Source organism: Psychrobacter sp. DAB_AL62B, from assembly GCF_028895345.1.
Taxonomy (GTDB): domain Bacteria; phylum Pseudomonadota; class Gammaproteobacteria; order Pseudomonadales; family Moraxellaceae; genus Psychrobacter.
Genome location: NZ_SAXC01000004.1, coordinates 200,910 through 224,257 on the forward strand (window position 1 = coordinate 200,910; position 23,348 = coordinate 224,257).

At 42.1% G+C, this 23,348-nt stretch carries 17 protein-coding genes, 2 tRNA genes, 1 rRNA gene and 1 pseudogene; 10 read left to right on the forward strand and 11 right to left on the reverse strand.

Translation table 11 applies throughout. The annotated features are described in order from the left end of the window. The first annotated feature begins 95 nt into the window (after window positions 1-95). Window positions 96-1,859, forward strand: coding sequence for a phosphomannomutase (locus tag EPB74_RS08060; RefSeq protein WP_274903747.1), 1,764 nt, complete (start codon window positions 96-98; stop codon window positions 1,857-1,859). Between the two features lie 244 nt (window positions 1,860-2,103). Next, window positions 2,104-3,015, forward strand: a complete 912-nt coding sequence (gene argB, locus EPB74_RS08065) for an acetylglutamate kinase (RefSeq protein WP_274903748.1) — start codon at window positions 2,104-2,106, stop codon at window positions 3,013-3,015. Between the two features lie 237 nt (window positions 3,016-3,252). On the opposite strand, the gene EPB74_RS08070 is transcribed toward argB, so the two are convergent. The 3 genes and pseudogenes from EPB74_RS08070 to EPB74_RS08080 form a co-directional block, all read right to left on the reverse strand. Beyond that, entirely contained in the window at window positions 3,253-3,612 is a 360-nt protein-coding gene (locus tag EPB74_RS08070) for a hypothetical protein (RefSeq protein ID WP_079691060.1), read from the reverse strand. Between the two features lie 23 nt (window positions 3,613-3,635). Beyond that, window positions 3,636-4,801, reverse strand: a pseudogene (locus EPB74_RS08075) (RNA-guided endonuclease InsQ/TnpB family protein). A gap of 146 nt (window positions 4,802-4,947) precedes the next feature. Next, window positions 4,948-5,304 carry a Spx/MgsR family RNA polymerase-binding regulatory protein gene (locus EPB74_RS08080; RefSeq protein ID WP_274903750.1) on the reverse strand — a complete coding sequence of 119 codons (357 nt, stop codon included), beginning with the start codon at window positions 5,302-5,304 and terminating at the stop codon, window positions 4,948-4,950. A gap of 219 nt (window positions 5,305-5,523) precedes the next feature. On the opposite strand from EPB74_RS08080, the gene leuS reads away from it, so the two are divergent. From leuS to EPB74_RS08115, 7 genes are all read left to right on the forward strand, one after another. Next, the gene (gene leuS / locus EPB74_RS08085) at window positions 5,524-8,220 is read left to right on the forward strand and encodes a leucine--tRNA ligase (RefSeq protein ID WP_274903751.1); all 2,697 of its coding nucleotides are present in this window, start codon (window positions 5,524-5,526) and stop codon (window positions 8,218-8,220) included. 53 nt (window positions 8,221-8,273) lie between these two features. Beyond that, window positions 8,274-8,993 carry an LPS-assembly lipoprotein LptE gene (locus tag EPB74_RS08090; protein ID WP_274903752.1) on the forward strand — a complete coding sequence of 240 codons (720 nt, stop codon included), beginning with the start codon at window positions 8,274-8,276 and terminating at the stop codon, window positions 8,991-8,993. Window positions 8,994-9,066: 73 nt separating this feature from the next. After that, a complete protein-coding gene (gene holA, locus EPB74_RS08095; RefSeq protein ID WP_274903753.1) occupies window positions 9,067-10,137 on the forward strand; it encodes a DNA polymerase III subunit delta in 1,071 nt (356 codons plus the stop codon). A 237-nt stretch (window positions 10,138-10,374) separates the two neighbouring features. Continuing rightward, complete coding sequence (locus tag EPB74_RS08100) at window positions 10,375-11,739, forward strand: efflux RND transporter periplasmic adaptor subunit (RefSeq protein ID WP_274903754.1); 1,365 nt, start codon at window positions 10,375-10,377, stop codon at window positions 11,737-11,739. A gap of 110 nt (window positions 11,740-11,849) precedes the next feature. After that, window positions 11,850-13,847: a MacB family efflux pump subunit gene (locus tag EPB74_RS08105; protein ID WP_274903755.1), complete on the forward strand. Its 1,998-nt coding sequence runs from the start codon at window positions 11,850-11,852 to the stop codon at window positions 13,845-13,847. Window positions 13,848-14,257: 410 nt separating this feature from the next. Further along, a tRNA-Lys gene (locus tag EPB74_RS08110) sits at window positions 14,258-14,333 on the forward strand. A gap of 158 nt (window positions 14,334-14,491) precedes the next feature. After that, window positions 14,492-14,567, forward strand: a tRNA-Lys gene (locus EPB74_RS08115). Between the two features lie 175 nt (window positions 14,568-14,742). Here EPB74_RS08115 and EPB74_RS08120 read toward each other — a convergent pair. Next, window positions 14,743-15,525, reverse strand: coding sequence for an MBL fold metallo-hydrolase (locus EPB74_RS08120; protein WP_274903756.1), 783 nt, complete (start codon window positions 15,523-15,525; stop codon window positions 14,743-14,745). Between the two features lie 390 nt (window positions 15,526-15,915). Further along, a complete protein-coding gene (locus EPB74_RS08125; RefSeq protein WP_274903757.1) occupies window positions 15,916-18,003 on the reverse strand; it encodes a catalase in 2,088 nt (695 codons plus the stop codon). Between the two features lie 565 nt (window positions 18,004-18,568). Here EPB74_RS08125 and EPB74_RS08130 point away from each other — a divergent pair. Continuing rightward, entirely contained in the window at window positions 18,569-19,360 is a 792-nt protein-coding gene (locus tag EPB74_RS08130; protein ID WP_274903758.1) for a dienelactone hydrolase family protein, read from the forward strand. A gap of 107 nt (window positions 19,361-19,467) precedes the next feature. On the opposite strand, the gene EPB74_RS08135 is transcribed toward EPB74_RS08130, so the two are convergent. The 6 genes from EPB74_RS08135 to rrf all read right to left on the reverse strand — a co-directional run. Then, window positions 19,468-20,094, reverse strand: a complete 627-nt coding sequence (locus tag EPB74_RS08135) for a DUF938 domain-containing protein (RefSeq protein ID WP_274903759.1) — start codon at window positions 20,092-20,094, stop codon at window positions 19,468-19,470. Further along, a complete protein-coding gene (locus EPB74_RS08140; protein WP_274903760.1) occupies window positions 20,095-20,559 on the reverse strand; it encodes a flavodoxin family protein in 465 nt (154 codons plus the stop codon). Window positions 20,560-20,611: 52 nt separating this feature from the next. Continuing rightward, the gene (locus EPB74_RS08145) at window positions 20,612-21,022 is read right to left on the reverse strand and encodes an OsmC family protein (RefSeq protein WP_274903761.1); all 411 of its coding nucleotides are present in this window, start codon (window positions 21,020-21,022) and stop codon (window positions 20,612-20,614) included. 91 nt (window positions 21,023-21,113) lie between these two features. Continuing rightward, on the reverse strand, window positions 21,114-21,713 hold the full coding sequence (locus EPB74_RS08150; RefSeq protein WP_274903762.1) for a 3'-5' exonuclease: 600 nt from the start codon (window positions 21,711-21,713) through the stop codon (window positions 21,114-21,116). A gap of 312 nt (window positions 21,714-22,025) precedes the next feature. Continuing rightward, window positions 22,026-23,054: a hypothetical protein gene (locus EPB74_RS08155; RefSeq protein ID WP_274903763.1), complete on the reverse strand. Its 1,029-nt coding sequence runs from the start codon at window positions 23,052-23,054 to the stop codon at window positions 22,026-22,028. A 188-nt stretch (window positions 23,055-23,242) separates the two neighbouring features. Then, window positions 23,243-23,348, reverse strand: a 5S ribosomal RNA gene (rrf, locus tag EPB74_RS08160); the annotation flags it as partial.

The following is a 23,348-nucleotide window of genomic DNA, read 5'->3' on the forward strand; positions in this document are numbered from 1 at the left end:
GTTAAATCACTATGAATTGTCTAAACACTCATAGCCAGCTATGCGTTTTTCATCAACTACAATAATTTCAATCACGATAATAAGGAGAGTAAGCGATGCCGTCTTTTGCTACGCAGCAATCCTTATTTCGTGCTTATGATATTCGTGGTTCGCACCAGCATTTCACCACTGACTTTATCGAAGCAATGGCCCACGCTTTTGCTCACCTTTATCATGCCTCACCCCGCCATCCAATACAGTGCGATTTAAAAAACAGAGCTCTCATGCCAAACGTGATTCAAAACACGGATAGTGAACAAATCATCGTCGTGATTGGTTATGATGTGCGCTGCGGTAGTGACACTATTGCTCAAAAGCTTGCCACTATATTGACTCAGTGCGGCATACAAGTTATCCAGCTGGGTTTAATTACCACCCCTATGATGGTTTTTTGGGCAGAGCAACATCACGGGCATGGCATCGTCGTGACAGCCAGTCACTCTGCCAAAGACATTTTAGGTATTAAGTGGTTAGTAAACCATCAATCTCCTAGTAGCGAAGATATTCAAACATTGTATCAAGAGCTAGCTATCCGTAATACGCTAAGCAAGTCGTCAAACGCCATTGACGCACCCATTAATAATAAGCAGATTAACTTACCTATTGAACAAGTAGGTAGGGTTTATACTGATGCCATTGTGCAAGTGTTTAAGCAGCTTTATCCATATAATAACCAAGCGTCTATTACTCATACTACAGATAGCCGACAGACCTTTTCCAAACTTTATTTGGTGGTTGTTATAGACTGTATGCATGGTGCAACCAGCAATATCGCCCAGCACTTATTTGAGCGTTTTTGCCAAGATGTCATCATGCTCAACGATATACCAAACGGACATTTCCCAACGGGCAATCCTGATCCTACTGAACCACATCGGCTCAAACAGCTGCAACAAAGCGTTGTTACGCATCAAGCAGATATAGGGATCGCTTTTGACGGCGATGGCGATAGGCTGATGATTGTCGATAATAACGGCAAGGTTGTCACGCCTGACCATTTACTCTACTTATTAGCACAAGTAGCGCTGACTGAACGTCCTAATTTTTTAACTGACTCGCAATTACCGTCTCAAATTCTCTTTGATATTAAATGCTGCCATCATTTGCCCAAGCTCATTACTGAACTTGGCGCAACAGCCGTGATGAGCAAAACGGGTAGCAGCCTGATACGTAGACGTTTACAACAATCTAATAATCAAATTATATTCGCTGGTGAGTTATCAGGTCATTTTATTTTTAATGATGGCTATTTCATCCTTTATGATGACGCCATGTACGCAGCATTACGGCTATTACATTGGCTGGGACATACAGCCAATAACGGTAAAATTTCTCCAAACTTAGCTACTATCATTCATGGCTTACCGGTAATAGTGAGTACTGCTGACCATTATTTACCGCTTCCAGAGACAGCTTTGACAGACTGCTCGATCGTAGAGCGGCTTATCCGGCTATGTCTGTACTTACAACAACTTATAAAAGCAACATCGCTTAATTCTACTCATACTGAGCACCAACCAATCATCGACTGTGCTGTCTCAGAGTGTACATGCTCTGCTAAAAGACCCTATATAACATTGCAACAAGCACAATATTTATTGCCTGTCGGGACCAAACTGAGTTGTATCGATGGCGTACGTTTAGATTTTTCACACGGTTTTGGGGTGCTACGTCAATCAAATACCAGTCACAATTTAACTGCTCGCTTTGCTGGCGACAGCATAGAGGATCTAAAAGATATTCAGGCAAAATTCGCCGCTTTATGTCATCCATTTGATGAAGATTTAGCAGCGCAAATTATTGCTATTCTTCCTGAATAGCTAGTTGCCAAAACTACTTTTTATCACAAGCGTATAGTCAGTTTAATGTAAAAAAGATACAGCGAGACTGGGATGATTTTTTGCAGCCTCTGTCGGCGTAGGCACAGTAAGCAAGAAAAACTTATCCCAGTCTCGCGTTATAAAACAACGTATCTATTTTATTTGGTATCGAATATAGCCTTTTTATCCATACATTTTTTATTGAAACAACCGACTGCTTAACACTGTATTTTAGGAGTTTATAATGACGCTTAATTTAGATGAAGCCAAAATTACCGCTGAAGTCTTGACCACAGCCCTGCCCTACATTCAACGCTTTGTCGATAAAATCATCGTGGTCAAATACGGCGGCAATGCGATGACCGATCCTGCGCTTGAAAGCTCTTTTGCTCGCGATATCGTCTTGCTAAAAACGGTTGGCATGCATCCTGTCGTCGTACACGGCGGTGGTCCACAAGTGGATAATTTATTAAAAGAGCTTGGACGTCAGTCAGATCGTATCGACGGCATGCGCGTTACTGATAAAAGCACGATGGATATCGTTGAAATGGTGTTGGGCGGTAGCGTCAATAAATCGATTGTCAGCTTAATCAATAAGCATGGTGGCAGCGCCATTGGTTTGACTGGTAAAGATGCCAATTTAATCTTAGCTAAAAAGTTGATGATGGAAAAAATTGGTGAAGATGGTATTGCGGTACCGGTAGATTTAGGCTTTGTCGGTGATGTGGTCAGCGTCAATAAAGACGTCATTAATATGCTCATTGCCTCCAACTTTATTCCTGTTATCGCCCCACTTGGCGTCGATAGCGAAGGCAATACTTATAATATCAATGCGGATTTGGTCGCTGGTAAAGTAGCGGAATTTTTACAAGCTGAAAAATTGATGCTATTGACCAATATCAAAGGGGTCTTAGGCCGTGATAGTCAAGTAGTGACTGGTTTGACGCCTAAGAGTGTGGATGGCCTAATTGCAGATGGAACGATTTCAGGCGGCATGATTCCTAAAATCCAGTGTGCGCTTGATGCGGTTCGTAGTGGTGTTAAAAGCGCGGTTATCGTTGATGGTCGCGTTCCTCATGCGACGCTGTTAGAGATTTTCACCAACGAAGGTGTTGGTACATTAATCAGTCGCGATTTAGATTCGTCAATGAGCTAGTAGGCTATATAATCAGTTCAAGATAAAACTGATACATTAGTAGCTATGTGCAACTGTTATAAATTTTCCTTGCTTGCTGCTATCACAGAGGCTACGGAAAATTCATTCCAGTTGCACTGCATCGATTTTAAAGTGAATCTACTATAGTCATCATTAGCATAAAAAAGCCCAAACTTGGCATTTAACATCCAAGCTTGGGCTTTTTTAATTTTCTACAAGCGCTAAACCTAAAACTATTTAATAAGCGCAGAACTCAACAGAGCTATGGCTACTATTTCCATAAACCTTCATATGATGATTACCTTTGCGCTGGGTAATATAAGACGTTTCATTCTCATAACGATCACCGCTTAAGCGCCCACTAGGTCCTGAGACATAAGCGACATTGATTTGATCGTCACCAACGTTACGAATAACTAAATTTTGATCTGGCATGAGCCATAAACGAAATACTTTACCATTCTGAATATTGCCGGTAAAACTACCGCAGTAGCTGTCTTTAGCAAAGGTTATTTTTGTTGACGTATCAGCCGCTTGTACGCTTGTAACCATCAAAGGTGCTACAGCAAGTGTTGCCATTAACAATAACTTTTTCATAGTCTTATCCTCATCCTTGAACATTATGAATTAGCAAAATGAATCCTAATAACAGTAGCATAAGTTATAAGAATTGACTTCCTCCCCTCCCTAAAAGTGAAGGGGATTCCTACTAAAGACGGCCAAGCCCGACCGCGAGAATGTTTTTTGCTCCATTAACGTCCCGTTGATGGGCAGTTTGACAAGAACTGCAAAACCATGCTCTGACACCAAGCCCTGATCTACCTTTCGGACTGTCTTGGCGTGAGCCGCAACACGAGCAGGTTTGGGTTGTGTACGCTTCATTCACTTCAATATAGTGGCAACCTGCGTTCGCGCATTTGTAATCCAGTTGCCGCTTAATCTCAAACCAACCAGCGTCATAGACGGATTTGGCAAGTTTGCTTGAAGTGAATGATTTTGATTTTATCTTGCCAACGACAATTAAGTTGTTGGATTTGACTAATTTATTAGTGAATTTATGAATGAGGTCTTGGCGGGTATTTTTGATCTTGGCGTGAATAGTCTTGACCCGTTTTTTATTCTTCGCCCGCTGAGCGATGGCCAGTTTTTCAGCATATTTATGGGTCAGTTTAGTGGTCAGAACATCACCATTGCTACTCACCGCTGAATCCTTGCAGCCCAAATCAATCCCAACTTGACCGTCACCGCAAGCTGTTTTTGGGTATTCTTTAACGGTGACACAGGCATACCACTTGCCGCGAGAATCTTGCACCAGCTCGCAGGTATTGATGCTATAGAGCGCTAAGTTATAGCTGTCCCATACATCAATAGTGAGCTTTTTACCCTTAGCGAGGCTTAGCTGAATGGTAGATTTAAGGCTTTTCTTGCCTGATTGACGGGTTGCTAGGTGTTTGATAGCGGTCTTTTTAAAAGGTATCCAGCCTAAGTTTCTGCGTTTGGCTTTAGGATTATTGGTACGCCAGTTGAGTTTGGCTTTTTTGAATTGTTTGCGGCTCTTAGCATGGGTTTCAGTTATAGCTTGCAATGTTTGGCTGTGCAGGTTTAGCAGCTCACCACTACCTTTTACATAAGTTGCGATATCATAAGCTGAAAAGAATTTACCGGTACGCTGCAAGTGCTTAAAACTAAGCTCATTGACGTAATTCCAGACAAAGTTAACCGATCCCGCTAAGATATTTAGCTGATTGGCGTGTTTGTCTTTGATGCGTAATTTGAGCGTCTTCATAAGATGATTATGATCTCAATGAGCTTGGTTAACAAGCTGTGTTCAATCTTAGATGACAACGGTTGACGCCTGATATCCACGCCCTAGAAGTGACGTGGTTTTACGGCGCTTTTTGATAAAAATGACAGTCTGTTAGTGAAAGCCTTTTATTTATTAAAAACTGCCTCAAACTCAGCTTCATCATAACCGCAGAACAGCACTGACTTACCTTCAACTATTGGACGCTTAATCATGCTAGTGTTTTCTACCAACAAATCAATCGCTTTATCCACACTGGCATCAGCTGCTTGCTTTTGATCACCTTCTAGCTTACGCCACGTTGTCCCGCGTTTGTTCAGCACTTTATCAATACCTAAACTATCAACCCAGCGCTGAACGCTTTCTTTATCAATGCCTTGCTTTTTATAATCATGAAAATCATAGCTGACGCCCAGCTCGTCAAGCTTAGTAAAGGCTTTTTTCATCGTGCTACATGATTTGATACCGTAAATGGTAATGGTCATATGAACTCCAAGTCAATTATCATTATTCTTTATTATACCTAAATAACCCTTAAGACTGGCGAGAAGCAAAATTAAATGATGGTTTGAATTACTTTTAAAGCAGCAAAGCTATCGAGTAAAGGCGGCATCATATCGTCGCAATTTTCGCCAAATTACGCTATGCTATGGCATTATAAAATTTCACCCCATTTATCTGTAATAACCGATTCCGAGCCAACTATGAGCAACGCCGTGACAGCAGAAACTGCTAATACTAACCATACTAATAATACTTCTATCGATAATGCCCAATATCAGCCACAACTTATCGAAGCGCAGCAGCAAGCCAAATGGGCAACAGACAAGCGTTTTGAAGTCAGCAATGAGCCAAGCGATAAGCCAAGTCGCTATATGCTGTCAATGTTCCCTTACCCGAGCGGTAAGCTGCACATGGGTCACGTACGTAACTATACCATCTCTGATGTACTGAGTCGTTATTATCGCCTCAAAGGCTTTGAAGTCATGCAGCCAATGGGCTGGGATGGTTTTGGCTTGCCAGCAGAAAATGCGGCAATTGCTAATCAAACACCACCGGCAAAATGGACGTTTGAAAATATTGACAGCATGCGCGCCCAACTAAAGTTGCTTGGCTTGTCTATTGACTGGTCACGTGAATTTGCCACTTGTAGCCCTGAGTATTATCAGTGGGAACAATGGTTATTCTTACAGTTATATAAAAAAGGCTTGGTTTATAAAAAGCTTGCGACCGTCAACTGGGATCCAGTCGATAATACCGTTTTAGCCAATGAGCAAGTTATCGATGGTAAAGGCTGGCGTAGTGGTGCTGCCGTCGAAAAGCGTGATATTCCAATGTATTACTTTAACATCACCGATTATGCCGATGAGCTATTGGATGATTTGGATCAACTAGAAGGTCATTGGCCATCTGAAGTGATTACCATGCAGCGTAATTGGATTGGTCGTAGTGCGGGTATGGAAGTGCATTTCCCTTATGAGCTTGCGGGCGAAAGCAATACTTTAGATGTGTTTACAACTCGTCCTGATACCTTGATGGGTGTCACTTATGTAGCAGTAGCGGCAGAGCATCCGCTAGCGCAATATGCTTCTGAGCATGATGAAGCGATCGCTCAATTCTGCGCGCTGTGCAAAAAAGGCTCGGTCGCTGAAGCAGATTTGGCTAAAGCTGAAAAAATTGGTATGGATACCGGTCTTACCGTTACTCATCCATTGACTGGCGAAGAAGTGCCAGTTTGGGTTGCCAACTATGTATTGATGAGCTACGGCTCTGGCGCAGTAATGGCAGTACCAGCGCACGATGAGCGTGACTATGAGTTTGCCACTAAATACGAGCTTCCGATTAAGCAAGTGATTGATATTCCAGTTGGCTATTTCGATGATGTGGAAGATGACAACAATCGTGCTTATACCGAGCGCAATATCGTGGTTAACTCAGGTGAATTTGACGGGCTAGATTTCGAGCAAGCATTTGCAGCGATGCTAATTAAGCTTGAGCCACAACAGCTTGCTAAGAAAAAAATCCAATATCGTCTACGTGATTGGGGCGTCTCACGCCAGCGCTATTGGGGCTGCCCGATCCCAATGGTCAACTGTGAGCATTGCGGTACTGTACCTGTTGATGAGCAAGATTTACCAGTTATTCTACCAACTGACGTTGTCCCTGATGGACGCGGTAATCCGCTGAAAAACATCCCAGAGTTTGTCAATACCAGCTGCCCTAAATGTGGCAATCCTGCTGAGCGCGAAACCGATACCTTTGATACCTTTGTAGAGTCAAGCTGGTACTATGCGCGCTTTGCCAGTCCGCATGATACGACTAACATGGTCAATAAATCTGCTGCAAATAAATGGCTGCCTGTCGATCAATATATCGGCGGTGTTGAGCATGCGGTCATGCATCTACTTTATGCGCGCTTCTTCCATAAGCTGATGCGTGATGAAAACTTGGTCTCAGGTGATGAGCCATTTGCCAATTTGATGACCCAAGGTATGGTACTTGCCGGTACGTTCTACCGCGTCAATAGCGATGGCAGTACCACTTATTACTTCACCGAAGATGTCGACATTGATTATGACGAGCGTGGTCAGCCGATTAAAGCCATTTTAAAGTCAGACGGTCAGCCAGTAACGATTGGTAAAATCGAAAAAATGTCTAAGTCAAAAAATAATGGCGTTGATCCACAGATAACCATTGATAAATATGGCGCGGATACCGTGCGCCTTTACACCCTATTTACTGCCCCTGCCGATCAAACGCTTGAATGGTCAGATGATGCGTTAAAAGGTCCTTATAACTTTGTTAAAAAAGTTTGGCGTATTGCTTCTGAGCATATCCAAGCGTTAACTACTACTAACTTAAGCCTTGAGTCGCTCAATAACGATGCCTTAAATACGGATAACTTAAGCAAAGAAGCAAAAGCATTACGTCGCAAAACTCATGAAACCATTGGCAAAATTGACAGTGATTTAGGTAAGCGTTTGGCACTGAATACGCCCGTATCCAGTCTAATGGAGCTTGCTAACGAGCTGAGTAACTTTAAAGCCAGTAGCGAGCAAGATCTGCAAGTACAGCATGAAGCACTGATTGATTTATTGATTATGCTATCAGTGTATGCTCCTCACATTGGTGAGCACTTACTTGAGCAATTAGGTCTTGATACCGTGACGCTGAACTACCCAGAAGTTGATGAGAGTGCCTTAGTACAAGATATGATCACGATGGTGGTTCAGGTCAATGGTAAAATGCGCGGTAAGATGGATGTAGCACCAAATAGCGACCCTGAACAGATAAAAGCACAGGCACGCGCGCTTGAAGGGGTGGCAAAGTTTCTTACCGGTGAGATTAAAAAAGAAATCGTTGTACCCAATAAACTGGTTAATATTGTGGTTGCAGGCTAGACCTATTGGAACGTCATGCTTTAGGTCTTATTATTAAAATAAGGATAGCGACTATGTCGTATAAACACCCAGCTATGCAGTCACATCAGACACAATTAAAGGGACAAAACCGCATGCCCAATAAGTCGAGTAGACAAAAACTAGCGACGGCACTACTCGCGGCTTTGCCAATGTTTGCGGTACTTGGTGCGACTGCGGGACTCAGTGGTTGCGGCTTTCAGCTACGTGGTTATGGCGAGTCAATGCTGTTTGATGTTGCCAAAACAGCAGTGATTGTCGAAGACAATCGCACCTCATTCCCGCTTAAATTACCGCTCACAAGGCGCCTAGAAGCACTAGGTGTCGATGTGATTACTAACATGACCTTGGCTGACGTTGCCAATAATAACCAACGAGCAGGCACTGAAACCATCGCTGCTATTACCGTTAACAATATACGTTTTAAACGTTATGAATTGGTCGGCGTATTAACAGAAATCCGCTTGGTATTGTCAGCTGATGTCAGCTATCAAAGTATTGAAAATGGCAAGCCTATAACGCTTACTAATCCTATCCAGGTTGAGCGCAGCTATCAATATAACGAAGCGTCGGTGAGTACCGACGATCAGCAAGGTGATCAAATTCGTGACTGGCTCTATGACAGCTTAGCGCGTCGAATTACCGATCAATATGTCGCTATTGCGCTGCCTAAGGTGACACCTGCTAGCGCCAATACATCTGCTCAAATCGGCAAAGGCTCAGTATCTAATGCCATTATCGTACCAAAACCTTAGTTTTTAGCCGATTAGTCTTTTTAAAATTACACTTTTTAAACCCACATCCATAACTCTGTGTTCTCATATATCTATGCAAGATACCTTTATAAAAGCCTATCCAAAACTACTACAACCCTCAGTTGCAGTAGCGGGCTTGTGGTTTGCGCATGGCGATGAGCCGTTACTGAGTCAATGGCTGATTGACGCCTTGCGACCGCATTGGCGCGCGCAGAACTATGCCATCAAGCGCATAGAGCTAGTGTCGGTTAAGAGCTGGCAAGAGGTACTATCAGAGCTTGGTAGCCAGTCTTTATTTGATGATGCCAGCGCATTGATTGTGACGGGCAATCATAAGCCTGATAAAGCGGTCATTACAGAGTTAGAACGCTTTGCACAGGATGCTCAAACTGGTGCCCATAGTCATAGCCTATTATGGTTAACGCCCAAACAAGACAAACGTGCCCAAAGCAGTAAATGGTTTGCGCCATTTTCTCAATATGGTCATGTCATTGACTGCAATTTATATAATGAACAACAGCGCCAGCAGCTATTACAGATACAAGCCCAGCAGTTTGGCTTAAAGCTGTCTCAAGACGCTTGGCAGCTCCTCATGTCACATACTGAACATCATTTGCTAAGCGCCTATCAAACCTTATGGCGGTTATCCTACTTGTTTGCCCCGCAGCTAATGGCAAATAGCACTAATCAAGAAAGCAGCAATGCTGTGACAAATACAGCAAACGTCGCATTGGATATCAAAGATTTACAAGCCGCATTGGTCAGTGATGCCCAATTTAGCGTCTTTGATTTATCTGATGCGATGCTTGCAGGTAACAGTGCACAAGTGGCAAAAATTATTTTTCAGCTCAAAGCCACTGATGAACCAACAACGTTGGTTTTATGGTCAATTAGTAAAGACATGCGGCAGATTATGCAATTGATGGATGGGCAAGACCCGCAAGCTCTTGGTATTTGGCGTAGCAAACAAGGCTTATACCAACAAGCCTGTCGTCGTCAGTCAAAAGCGCAAACGGTCTCTTGGCCTGCACTACTTTATCGCTGTGACCAAGCAATCAAAGGTCTCGTGCGTCAACCAGCATGGGAGTTGTTACTACAAGCAGCGTTAGAGCTATCAGGCAAGCGTTTATTCCCTACTAAATAAGCAAAGTTGTTGCTCCTTACTTATTTATCAATCAATCAATCATAAATCATATTTTGAATGATATTATTGTTTAACCTGCTTCTTTTACTCATTAATCCTATTCACAAATCCAAACCTCTTCTTTAAAATCCGCCTCAATATCTCTTCTTAACCTTTCGCAAACTAATTACCATTCCTTTTTGTCCATCGAACCTCTACTATAGCTACACTTGATTTAATTGTGATTGGATTGTTGTCATGCGCAAAATGAGCAAAAAGTCTGCTATTAAATGGGGCATTATTGCCTTAATTATCGTCGCTTTAGCGGCTTTAGCCTATAAAACCTTAAAACCAAAAGAAGCTACACCTAACTATCTAACCGCGACAGCTGAGATTGGCGATATTGAAAATAACGTCATGGCCTCTGGAAAAGTCAAAGCGTTAAATACGGTAGATGTTGGCGCGCAGGTATCTGGTGAAGTGACTCGACTGTTTGTTGAAGTCGGCGATGAGGTACAAAAAGGCGATCTAATTGCGCAGATTGACCAAGTTACCCAAAAGAACAGTCTAAGTAATGAGCAAGCGAGCCTTGAGCAAAGTGAAGCCGCGCTGCAAAGTGCACAAGCAGAATCTTTAAGTCGTCAAGCCGGTTTAAAAGGCGCACAAGCTGATCTTAATAGCCGCCAGTCTGAATTAAAACAAGCACAATCAGACTTTACCCGCCTGCAATCATTGGTCGCCATCGATGCTATCTCTCAACAAGAATACGATACGCAAGGTACTCGTGTTGAAACGGCTAAAGCAGCAGTTGCTAATGCACGCGCCGCCATTGAGACTGCCAAAGCGGCGATTGCAACCACCGAGGCGAATATTAATAGCCAACAGGCAGCATTACGTAAATCTCAAACCAACGTCAGCACCGCTCAAGAAGATTTGAGCTACACCACGATTCGTGCGCCAATGTCAGGGACAGTCGTATCGGTAACGACTGAGCAAGGGACGACGGTGAACGCCAATCAAACGGCCCCTACCATTGTGACATTAGCCGATTTATCAACCGTACGAATCAATGCGCAAATCTCTGAAGCCGACGTCATTAACGTCAAAGCAGGGCTGCCAGTCTATTTCAATATCATCGGTAATCCCGACCAAAAATATGATGCGACTCTTAAAGCCATTGAACCGGCTCCTGAAAAAATTAGCGATACCAGTTCTACCGACGCTGCTATCTACTATGTCGGTTATATCGAAGTGCCGAATACCGAGCGCCGCTTCCGTATTGATATGACAGCACAAGTTTATATCGTTATTAATCAAGCAAAAGACGCTTTACTTATCCCCTCTGCTGCCTTACAACCTGCCGCCAACTCTAAAAAATCTAGAAACGCTAAAACAGAGTCTACCACTGCGACTAAGCCTGACAGTGATTCGGGTACAACCATGGCCAATGTCCGCGTACTCAAAGCCGATGGCGAAGTCGTTGAACAAACGGTAAAAGTAGGTATCAATAACCGTGTCAATGCTGAGATATTGAGTGGTCTCAAGGTAGGCGATGAAGTTATATTAAGCGAAGAAGGACCTGAGAAAGGTGCAAAAGGCGGTAGAGGTCGCAGACCGTTTTAGCGTTAAACCCTAATCATAATTAGGGCTGTGATGAGGATCAGGCGCAACACCTCGAGCGTTCACTAGCGGACGATGAACGTTGATATTGATTGATATAGGCAGCATGGCAGATGAGCAACCAAGACCCCACCTCTAACACCGCGACGGCTATACCCTTGATGCAAGTCAAAGGACTTATTAAAGAGTTCAAGGCAGGCGAGCAAACTATTCGCGTGCTAGATGATATCAACTTAACCATTCATCAAGGTGAAATGGTTGCTATTATCGGGCAATCTGGCTCAGGCAAATCAACCTTGATGAATATCTTAGGTTGCTTAGATCAAGCGACTGCAGGCGACTATCAAGTATTTGGTCAATCGGTTAGTCGCTTGGAAGCCGACGAGCTGGCAAAACTACGCCGTGAGCATTTTGGCTTTATTTTTCAGCGTTATCATCTGCTGGGTGATATTAGCGCTCGTGACAATGTTTCTGTGCCTGCAGTTTACGCAGGGATGGACGGGCAAGCGCGCAATGAGCGCGCTGAAAAACTGCTGTCAGACTTAGGGTTGGCTGACAAGGTTAATAATCGCCCAAGCCAGCTATCGGGTGGCCAGCAACAGCGTGTCTCTATTGCAAGGGCATTGATGAATGGCGGCGATATCATCTTAGCGGATGAGCCGACAGGTGCGCTTGATAGTAAATCAGGTGAAGATGTCGTACAAATCTTAAAGGAGTTAAACGCCCAAGGTCATACCATTATCATGGTGACTCATGATCCCCATCTAGCCGAACAAGCTGAACGCGTGATTGAAATCAAAGACGGCTACATTATAGCGGACTATAAAAACGAAGATTATCAGCAAATAGCCGCCCAACCGGCGCCTATTTTAGACAAACGTCGCAAGAGTGCCTTTAGCAGCTTTATTGACCGCCTATTTGAAGCGTTCAAAATGTCGCTACTCGCCATGCGCGCGCATAAGATGCGTACGTTATTGACCATGTTAGGTATTATCATTGGTATCGCCTCAGTGGTCTCAGTGGTCGGCCTTGGCAAAGGCTCACAAGCGCAGATTCTGTCTAATATTAGCTCATTGGGTACTAACACCATCACTGTCACTGACGGCTACCCCTATGGCGACCCTAGACGTCAATATAACGATGACAATCTAACCCCGCAAGATGCACAAGCCGTCGCCGATCAGCCCTATGTCATTAGCGTCAGCCCGCAAATCAATACCAACACCAATGTGCGCTACCGTAATATACAAGAAGCGGCAAGCGTTAGAGGTGTGGGTAAAGACTATCTCGACGTGACCGGCGAGACGCTAAGCCAAGGACAAGGCTTCGATGAGCAAAGCGTCCTACGCCGTAGCCAAGACATTATCATTGATGACAATGCCAAGCAGACCTTTTTCCCTGACAACGCCAATCCCATCGGTGAAGTGTTGCTCATAGGCAGCGTGCCGGGGCGCATCATCGCGGTATTAGAACCCAATGACAGTGGCTTTAGTAGTGGGCAGGACTCTCCCACCTTATATATGCCTTATACCACCATGATGTCACGTCTTATAGGCAGCGCTTATATCGAAAGCTTCGTGGCGCTGATTGATAACAATATCTCATCCTCTGCCGCTGAATCTGCCATCTCGGAACTCATGCAAAGCCGCCATGGTACTGATGATTTTCGTATACGTAATTCCGACTCTATTCGTCAAACCATTGAATCTACCACCACTGCGCTAACATTACTGATTTCATCCATTGCCATTATCTCTTTAGTCGTAGGCGGTATTGGTGTTATGAATATCATGCTGGTATCAGTGACCGAGCGCACCAATGAGATTGGCGTACGTATGGCAGTCGGTGCTCGTCAAAGCGATATCATGCAGCAGTTCCTTATCGAAGCCGTTTTGGTCTGTATTTTAGGGGGTTTACTGGGTATTGGGATGGCATTTGCCATCGGTGAGCTGATTAACAGTGTGGGCGGAGATAGCTTTAAAGTCATCTACTCACCAACCTCTATTATTGCCGCTTTTGTCTGCTCGACGCTTATCGGTGTTGTGTTCGGCTTTTTACCGGCCCGTAATGCGGCCAAGCTTGACCCTGTAGAAGCCCTATCTAGAGATTAGAAATATTATGAGCACCAGATTATGAGCATAAGGTTCTGAGAACTAGATTCAAAACACCAATTTCAAAATCAAAAATCAATCATGACAATAAATAGCTCAAAACCAAGTAGCTCAAAACCTAAATAATAGCTAAATTTAAAAAATTACCACTTATTACGTAAGATTTTCACTTTTTTGATAATTCGGGGTTGTAATTGTCTTAATTATATATATAATGTGCTCTCACGTTTAGAGATACAAATAATCTAAACGGGAAAACAAGTTTGTTGCCTCTTTTGATATTGATACTTCGATAGATAAAGAAACCAAGCTTACAGACATTTTTTAAATGTCTAGTTTTAATAAATTTCCCTTTAAGGAAATTTATCTTGCGAAGCTAAAATTGTAATACAATTTTTTAACGCTTCTCAGGGCCGATAGCTCAGTTGGTAGAGCAGTTGACTTTTAATCAATTGGTCCCGCGTTCGAGTCGCGGTCGGCCCACCATCTTTAGTATTATTCTTATCATGCACTTTACCCTATCAGGTATTGGCGTCGTAAGTTAAAAAGTTTAAGAAGTTTTCTTTTAGAAAATTTCACAGAATTTACGAACTTGTAAATTCTCTTGCAGAGTTAAAAAAGCAGTGCTTTTTATACACTCTTCAGGGCCGATAGCTCAGTTGGTAGAGCAGTTGACTTTTAATCAATTGGTCCCGCGTTCGAGTCGCGGTCGGCCCACCATATTTAGAAAAGCCCAGTCATTTAATGATTGGGCTTTTTTTTATTCGTTTTTCTCTAAGTTATTTATATATAGCTGATCGGCTTTTAAAAGGTTACAGCGCTATTGGTATTAATTGTTCGCCGCCTCTGTCTTACAAAGTGCGCAGAAGCGAGAGAAATTCATACTATAAATAGTCTAGCGTTTGCGTTTACTAAGAGGAAAGCTTTTATCTTGACGCCAAAGCAATTTATGCTTAATCGTGTCTTTAATCGTCCGGCGATGTTTAGGTGCTTGAGCAATTAGCATATCAAAAGTCGCCGCATCAATATCCAACTCGCAACCGTGTGCCATCAAGACATTGCTTGGCTGCAAATCTTTTACCTTTTGTAGCGACTGAATATAAACCTTAGGATCATAAATAGGAAATGGTGCCACAAATTTATGGCGCAGTTTAATAATTAAATCAGCGGTATAAACTTGACGGCTTGGCGTATGAAACAGCGACAAATCACGGTCTGTATGCCCTGGCGTCTCTAATACCTGCCAATCATCAAACTTAGGAATGCTGTCACCATCGATGACCGTCAGGTCAGGCTGCAAGTGCGCTGAGTACCAGAGATATTTAGGTGAGCGACCTTGCCGCCTCGCTACATAGTGAGCCAGACCAATATCCACCAGATGCATGACGTGACCACCTACTCCGCTATACCATTGCTTGTCCTTATCCGCAGAAACAATTAAGCAGCCGGTTTCTTCTCTAAGTTTATGCGCGCCACCTGCATGGTCGGGATGCATGTGGGTTACCATGACTACTTTTAAGTCGCTTATTGGTCGCTTCAGAGTGTGTTTAATATAGTCCAGCACCGTCGCTACATCAGGGCGACAACAGCCATCAAGTAGCAGGATTTTATCTGGATATACTGCAAGATAGCTACTTTGAATATACCCATCTAACCGTACGATATTACATAAACTCATTTATCTTCCTTGACCTACTTTAATCATTATTATGGTGCTTTTTTATGCGTTATCATTCAATCAATGATGATTAAAGATAACGCCTCATTGTAACGCGCGTTACTTTAAAAAAAATGACTTTGAGTGAACGCTTGTGACTATAGTTCATTCGATTCCTATCGCCTTTATGATAAGCCTACAGGTCTATTCTTATCAAAAATCCACTCTTATAAAAACCTATGCTTATAAAAAAAAGAACCCAGTACGTATACTGAGTTCTTTGTTTAACCATTCATTTAAGCTTTACCGTTTTCATAGGCTAAGTAATGCGTAAACCTAACTTTATTAAAACAGCTAAGCTAAAAACAAATTAGGCTAAAAAAACTAGGCCAGAAAAACTAAGCCAAAAAACTAGGCTAAGTCACGAACCTTTGGCTCACGCTCCCATAGACGCGATTTAGCATTATCAATAAAAGCATCCAAATCAGATAATGGCGTGACGAATTCATCTTTTTCAATCGGTAACTTACTTAAGATAAACTCATCGGTTGCACCGCAATAGGCAATCGCTTTGCAATGCACATAAGCGTCAGTGAACCAATCTAGCGTTGAGCTGTCTTTAGCCAGCTTTTTAGCTTGGTCTGGCATAATGATACTCACAACGGCATCGAACATCACTGATGGTGCACCAGCGACGCGCTCAGCAGACTGAATACGAGTGCCGTCATCAAGTGTGACCTCACGGCCTGGTGCGACAATCTTCACGCTAGCACCTTCCGCTTGCGCCGCATTCTCATACTTTTCTATTTCACTATGCTTTGAGCCTTCCGCCACTAAAATCCCAATCATGCGACCCTTTAAGCTCTTAGGTGACAGACCAATCGTTCTTACGGCAGGAGAAACTTCCATATCTTGGACAGGTGCGGCCGCATCAGCAGACTCAGGCAATTCCATACCAAGTGCTTTAGCAACACGACTGGCCAAGTCTTCATCAATATTGCGCAGATGACTGAGTGTACGAGTACGTACATGCGCAGTATCTACTTTACCAAGCTCAAACGCATACGCTGAAGCAATGTGTGCTTGTTCAATGGTCGTTTGGCTACGATAGAACATACGCGGCTGACTATAGTGGTCAGCGAAGCTTTCAGCGCGTACGCGACCTTTGACCCCATCGTCTAACTGCTCATGGAACGATTCAAAGCCTCTTTTGGCGCTCTCACGTGGTCTCGTTGGATCCAAACTTTGTGGTTCATACAATGCACGAGTCTTTGGCACTTGCATCTGCATATGACCATCTTGCTGATTGTTAGCAAACGGACATTTCGGTGCGTTGATTGGGATTTGCGCAAAGTTTGGCGATCCTAAGCGAGATAGCTGCGTATCTAAATAACTGAACAGGCGACCTTGTAATAACGGATCATTACTAAAATCGATACCAGGCGGTACATGTGATGGGCAGAAGGCCACTTGCTCGGTTTCGGCAAAGAAGTTATCAGGATAACGGTTTAGCACCATCTTACCGACGATTTTAACCGGTACCATCTCTTCTGGAATCATCTTAGTGGCGTCTAAATGGTCAAACGGAAATTTACTGGCTTCTTCTTCAGTAAACAACTGCACGCCAAATCCCCATTCAGGGAAATCACCGTTATTAATAGATTCGAACAAATCACGACGATGATAATCAGGATCGGCACCAGAGATTTTCACCGCTTCATCCCATGTCGTCGACTGCACACCGAGCACTGGTTTCCAATGGAAACGCATAAAGGTACTCTTACCTTCTTTATTAATCAGACGATAACTATGAATACCAAAACCTTCAATCATACGCAAGCTACGCGGTATCCCACGATCACTCATCAACCAAATGACGTTATGCATGGTTTCAGGGCTTAATGAAACGAAATCCCAAAAGGTATCATGGGCAGAAGCGGCTTGCGGAAAACCGCGATCAGGCTCAGGTTTGACAGCATGGACAAGATCGGGAAACTTCATCGCATCTTGGATAAAGAAAATGGGCATATCATTACCCACCAAATCCCAGTTGCCCTCTTCGGTATAAATTTTAACTGAGAAGCCACGGACATCACGTGGCGTATCTTTTGAGCCTTGACTACCAGCTACAGTCGAAAAACGGGTAAATAGTGGCGTTTGTTTGCCAGTTTCAGTCAAAATCTTTGCCGTAGTATACTCTTCGAGTGATTCAGTCAACTCAAAATAACCGTGCGCGGCGCTACCACGTGCATGAACGATACGCTCTGGAATACGCTCATGGTCAAAGTGATGGATTTTTTCACGTAACACAAAATCTTCAAGTAGCGTCGGTCCGCGCGGACCTGCTTTGAGTGAGTTTTGATTGTCAGAAATGGCTACACCCTGCTGAGTAGTCAGAACTTTGGTGTCGTCACCGGCACGTTGATGGGTTTCACCACCATTGCCACGTGTGGTGTTCATATCTTTGGCGGGGTCAGTATGATCAATATTCTTATTCATAAAATATCCTAGCGAATGAGTGAAAATGGGCTATAAATAGACCATTAAATAAGCGCTGACACAGTTTTTATATCCTTAGAGATGATAATGACTTCAAATGTCGTTTAATTTTCTGTGTTTCAGCACGGCTAATGATTAAAAAATGAGAAAACTATAACAAGCACATCAATTATATTACTCAAAAACCTCAGCAGGTATGTCACATATATGGTTAAGCGTGTTGATATTTGGTTAAGCGTTAAGTTTACAAGATAAGGTATAAAGCAGTCTTAAGCGATGAAAATATAGTCAGTTCAATATAAAAGAGGTACGTTAAAAATAGCATTATGCTGGGATAAATTTTTCTCGCTTGCTGTGCGCTTCGCACTCCAGAGGCTTCGAAAAATTTATCCCAGCAGCACTGTATTATTTTTAAATTGAATCGACTATATTAACAATAGACGGTTGTAATGTAGTTATTCTTTAAGGTATGATTTTATGAGGCTTTGTACATTACTGAGAAATAGCACGGGCAATGTTTTTAGCTGAGTATTTATGTTCCTTACTTTAAACCATGAGGCTCGCTATGCTACCTACTTCTATTTACGCCCCTAAAAATTTGCATCACTCTTTATTGCTTGGAACGTCATTAGGCTTGATGGCATTAATGTTCAGCCAAACGGCGGCGGCTATTACGACTAAAAATGTCACTTATATGGTAGATAATCAACCCTATGAGGGCTATTACGCCAAAGCCGATAAGGCAAATGCACCATTTATCTTACTGATTCATGATTGGGATGGGCTAACCGATTATGAGCGTAAGCGTGCTGATATGTTGGCAAGTGAAGGGTATAACGTGTTGGCGGCTGATATGTTTGGGCAAGGCATCCGCCCGACGACTATTGAAGACAATAAACGCTTAACCGCAGCATTATATGACGATCGCAGCAAAATGCGCCGCTTGCTACAAGGCGCATTGAACGCCGGTCAAGCGCAAGGCAATGATGCACGCACGGGCGTGACGATGGGCTATTGTTTTGGCGGTACGGTTGCTTTAGAGCTAGCGCGCTCAGGATTCCCGCAAAAAGCGTTTGTACCCTTTCATGGTGCCTTTGATACTCCAACAGGTCAGAGTTATGATAAGACGACTGGCGAGATCTTGGTCTTTCATGGCTCTGCGGATGAATCCGTCTCCCTTGAAAGCTTTACCACTTTAGCTAAGACTTTAGAAGCGGCAAAAGTACCGCATGAAATGATCACCTATAGTGGTGCGCCACATGCCTTTAGCGTATTCGGCAGCGATAGATATGATGCTCGCGCTGATGAGCGTTCTTGGAAACGTTATTTGGATTTTTTAGCAGAAGCCTATAAATAATTTGACTGTCTGTAAACAACATAAGCCACTCTACACAAAAAGACCTCTCAATCGATCGTTATAAGATCTTGATTGAGAGGTCTTTTTTGTTCCAAAGCGTCAGTAAGCTAGAATTTTTGAAAAACCAATAGCTGGTTATTAGCGGGCATCGCATACTTCTTAGTTAGTCTTAGATGATGTGTCTTTGCCAAAGCAATGATGTCTTCTAAATGACGAATACCACTCTTTGGGTCGCGTTGCCTGAGACTGATATCAAACTGCTGATTACCCGCGCTGGTATAATGCCCATTTTCATTAAACGGCCCATAGACGATTAACTTACCATTTGCAGGTAATACATCGCTGACCAATTCAAATAACTTGGTAACCAAAGACCACGAAATAATATGCAAGGTATTGGCGGTAAAGACTGTATCGTAGGGCTGATTGCTAGCAGGACTAATCGGTAATGGATCGACTGCCAAATCAAAAGCCAGCGGTTTATATAAATTAGGCGCGGGATAAGCAGTATGCCAAGCATTGATAGTGGCATGATGCGCTAACACATCACTCGTCTGCCATTTTAAATGTGCTAATCTCGATGCGAAATATACACTATGCTGACCAGTTCCTGAGCCAACTTCTAACACATGCAAAGAGTCTTTCAATTCTTTTTGTAAAACTTCCAAAATCGGCTGTTTATTGTTCTCACAAGCTTGAGAAAATGGTAGTGCAGTAGATGAATATATACTCATTTAGTAAATCCCAGCCTCTAATCCAGCAGCAAGGGTCATCGCTAGTTCTTCGACTTGCTCAGTAAATGCTTCTTGCCAATCTCCCTGTAAAATCAGCGCCTCTTGAATCCACGACCAACGCAGCCCAGTAGTGATTGTCTGCATAGCACGTTTGGTACCCGTACCATCCTGTCCAGCACGAATATATAATGCAAAGGGCATGCCTTGCTTCTTTTCCAACACTGGATAGTAGCAGCGATCAAAAAAGTCTTTAGTCAGACCTGCCATATAGGCTAGATTTTCGGTCGTGCCCAATAATAATGCATCTGCTGCTAGCACATCTTCAGGCTGGGTATCCTGCGGTGTTTTAAGAATGACATTGATATCAATATCAGGATGACTAGCACCGTCATAAGCAGCTTGTGCTAATTTTTTGGTATTAGGCGAAGGCGTATGCGCAACGATAAGCAAGGTTTTGGTAGCCATGTTAATTACCATTATAGAGGTTACTAGTTTTTGGAATTAGTAGTTCTTGGGATTAGTAGTTCTTGGAATTAATAGTCACTTTTTGAATAATATCAGGATGGATACTTTTAGCGACAGGGCACGTTAGCGCCGTGTTATAGAATATTTTTTGCGTCTTGTCATCTAAATCTTGACTAAAAGTAATAGCAACATGTACTTCGCTAACCCGTCTTGGATCAGCTGACATCACTTTGGTCACTTCGGCGGTAGTACCTGCAATATCGATATCCATATCACGAGCTTTAATACCGATAATCGTTAGCATACAACTGGCTAAACTGGTCGCCAATAAATCAGTCGGTGAAAACGCCTCGCCTTTACCTTGATTATCAACTGGTGCATCAGTAATGATCTCATTGTTTGATTGCAGGTGGATAGCGGTAGTGCGTAGGTCGCCTTGATAAGTTACTTTTGAGGTTGTCATAGCTTTCTCTTTGATGGTTGTTGTTAGATTAGTACCTTTTGAAATAGTTAGCTAGTTAGAACTTGAATTTTTGATTTTCTTAAATGACTTATCACTGTGCTATTACTCGACTGGATTTCTCTATTTCAAGTTCAATTAATAAAGCTGAATGAGCATCATTAGCAGCATACTTCTTCTGATGATCTTTTAGAGGAAATATTGACCAATTTGATTTCTGTGCGTTTTTGGAAAGCCTTTGATTAAAGAAAATTGCAACAGCAGCTCTAGCCCCCACTCTTTGTTTAGCCTGTACAAAGCGCATAACTTTTGAGGAGAGGTCTTCCGAGTTTACTAACTTAATCCCAAAATTTCTCAAAAGTAGCTTTTTATCTTCTTTTAACCCAAACCCTACTTTTTTTATTTTTGGATCTGATAATACTTCTTCTATATTAGAGAAATTTCTATAAAATTTCGTAGGGAACAAAAATACTTTAGATTTCGTTGCTATCTGTATAAGATGTGGTCCATCACTTACATCTTCTTTTTTGAAACAAGGCTTACTTTCTGTATCAAAACCTAAGCAAGTGTATTTTTTCAATTCTGCTATTACGTTAATAGCATCTTCTTCCTTAGTCACAACGACTATGTTTTCTAGAGAAATACCTTCATATATGGGTAACTCTTGAATTTGGTCTTTTGTTAGTCTTTCCATTAGATTCTGTTATCCTATGACTCTTTAATTCAAGCTAAGCAAATACAATTAATTAAGCTAATCACATTTCTAAGCATAGCATCATCTCAAAAAAGGAAGTTTTTCACTAAATAAAAAAGCTATAAATAGCATCAGCCTTTTAATATAGGACCGTACGCAGTATCTCCTAAAACTTCCTAGTTTTTTCCATATTAATAATTAATTATTAATTTAAAAAGTATAATTCTGAATCAAAAAGGATAGAATCACTATCAAAAATGTGAGAATAAGAAAGACCCGCCCTATAACTTTAGCTGCATTTAAACACGTTATTTAACTTCTTAATATATTAATAGTTTGCCTATGTAAAAGGAATAAACCATTCACTTCTTTAGTAATTCGCTTGTTCGTAGGATTGATAAATACTTGAGTAACTCCTTCATGTCTAAACATATCACTTTCAATTGGATTTTTAGCAAAAGGATTATGAAAAACGTAAAGCCCATCTTTGATATTTTCAGAATAACTATTTGTTGTAGATGATTTTAAAATTGGTTTACACTCTTCCTCTGACCACCAAACAGTAGAAATATGGCGGTGGTGAGCTTCACTTGACATAGCTTCCACCTTGCCCCAAGTAGCCGTAGTACTTAGAATTATAGCGCTAATATCAGAATGACTTGCATCCTCAAATAAGCCCAACTTAACTTTTGAACCGTTATCTTTTTCTACTGAACCAAGACTTACCTTTGGTGGTCCATTAGGGTACAAATGAGGATTATCATTATATGCATCTTCATCTATATAATAATCATATAAAAGAGTCATGATTGGTATATCCAGCTGTAAGTTAAAGTTTGGTTGTTCAAATGGAGCAACAGCTAATACAAACGGGTTTGAGTTTACATGACTTAGTTTCGAGTATGTTTTTTTATATTTTTGATGTTTAGAAGCAATAGAATTTGAAAGACGAATAATTGACTCAATATTCATCTTTTTAAATCGGGTTATATTTTCCTCTAATATCTCTCTTTCCCACTCAGGAGTTTTTCCCAAAGCATTTGCTGCTATAGTTGCTTCAACTATAACTCTATTAGTTTGGTATTCAAGTAAAAAATCAGGAGATGGATAAGACCAGTCCATCTTAAAATTTAGCTCTTTAAACAGAGCATAAAGATATATTTCCCAAAAACTTGAATTAAAAGTTGCTTGAAACTCTTTAACAAACTTGTTGTCACGGTCAGGGAAACCATTACACCAACGTATAAGCTCGATACGATCGGCTTCTTTAGATAATTTTATTATCGAAGCAAAGTTCTTGTGTTGCTTATCTTCAGCTACAATAGGATCAAATAAATTCATAAATGTATAGGCACCCCGTAATAAACTAACAATCTATTATCCTTCAAATCTAGCACTAATAACACGTGTCAACAACGTGAATCTAGAAAGGAAATCAGCTAATAATAACGTTAATAATTAATAAAAAATAAGACGCACAAAGAAAACCCCCCTCTGCTTTCGCAGAGGGGGGATATTCAGGAATAGAGAGCTGACGATGACCTACTCTCACATGGGCGGACCCACACTACCATTGGCGCGACGATGTTTCACTTCTGAGTTCGGGAAGGGATCAGGTGGGGCCATCGTGCTATT

Excerpts from the sequence above, each read along its gene's own strand:
- EPB74_RS08125 (WP_274903757.1), bottom strand. The coding sequence starts at position 18,003 with ATGAATAAGAATATTGATCATACTGACCCCGCCAAAGATATGAACACC.
- EPB74_RS08140 (WP_274903760.1), bottom strand. The coding sequence starts at position 20,559 with ATGGCTACCAAAACCTTGCTTATCGTTGCGCATACGCCTTCGCCTAAT.
- EPB74_RS08135 (WP_274903759.1), bottom strand. The coding sequence starts at position 20,094 with ATGAGTATATATTCATCTACTGCACTACCATTTTCTCAAGCTTGTGAG.
- EPB74_RS08080 (WP_274903750.1), bottom strand. The coding sequence starts at position 5,304 with ATGACCATTACCATTTACGGTATCAAATCATGTAGCACGATGAAAAAA.
- EPB74_RS08150 (WP_274903762.1), bottom strand. The coding sequence starts at position 21,713 with ATGGAAAGACTAACAAAAGACCAAATTCAAGAGTTACCCATATATGAA.
- holA (WP_274903753.1), top strand. The coding sequence starts at position 9,067 with ATGCAAGATACCTTTATAAAAGCCTATCCAAAACTACTACAACCCTCA.
- EPB74_RS08155 (WP_274903763.1), bottom strand. The coding sequence starts at position 23,054 with ATGAATTTATTTGATCCTATTGTAGCTGAAGATAAGCAACACAAGAAC.
- EPB74_RS08070 (WP_079691060.1), bottom strand. The coding sequence starts at position 3,612 with ATGAAAAAGTTATTGTTAATGGCAACACTTGCTGTAGCACCTTTGATG.
- leuS (WP_274903751.1), top strand. The coding sequence starts at position 5,524 with ATGAGCAACGCCGTGACAGCAGAAACTGCTAATACTAACCATACTAAT.
- EPB74_RS08145 (WP_274903761.1), bottom strand. The coding sequence starts at position 21,022 with ATGACAACCTCAAAAGTAACTTATCAAGGCGACCTACGCACTACCGCT.
- EPB74_RS08060 (WP_274903747.1), top strand. The coding sequence starts at position 96 with ATGCCGTCTTTTGCTACGCAGCAATCCTTATTTCGTGCTTATGATATT.
- EPB74_RS08090 (WP_274903752.1), top strand. The coding sequence starts at position 8,274 with ATGTCGTATAAACACCCAGCTATGCAGTCACATCAGACACAATTAAAG.
- EPB74_RS08105 (WP_274903755.1), top strand. The coding sequence starts at position 11,850 with ATGAGCAACCAAGACCCCACCTCTAACACCGCGACGGCTATACCCTTG.
- argB (WP_274903748.1), top strand. The coding sequence starts at position 2,104 with ATGACGCTTAATTTAGATGAAGCCAAAATTACCGCTGAAGTCTTGACC.
- EPB74_RS08100 (WP_274903754.1), top strand. The coding sequence starts at position 10,375 with ATGCGCAAAATGAGCAAAAAGTCTGCTATTAAATGGGGCATTATTGCC.
- EPB74_RS08120 (WP_274903756.1), bottom strand. The coding sequence starts at position 15,525 with ATGAGTTTATGTAATATCGTACGGTTAGATGGGTATATTCAAAGTAGC.
- EPB74_RS08130 (WP_274903758.1), top strand. The coding sequence starts at position 18,569 with ATGCTACCTACTTCTATTTACGCCCCTAAAAATTTGCATCACTCTTTA.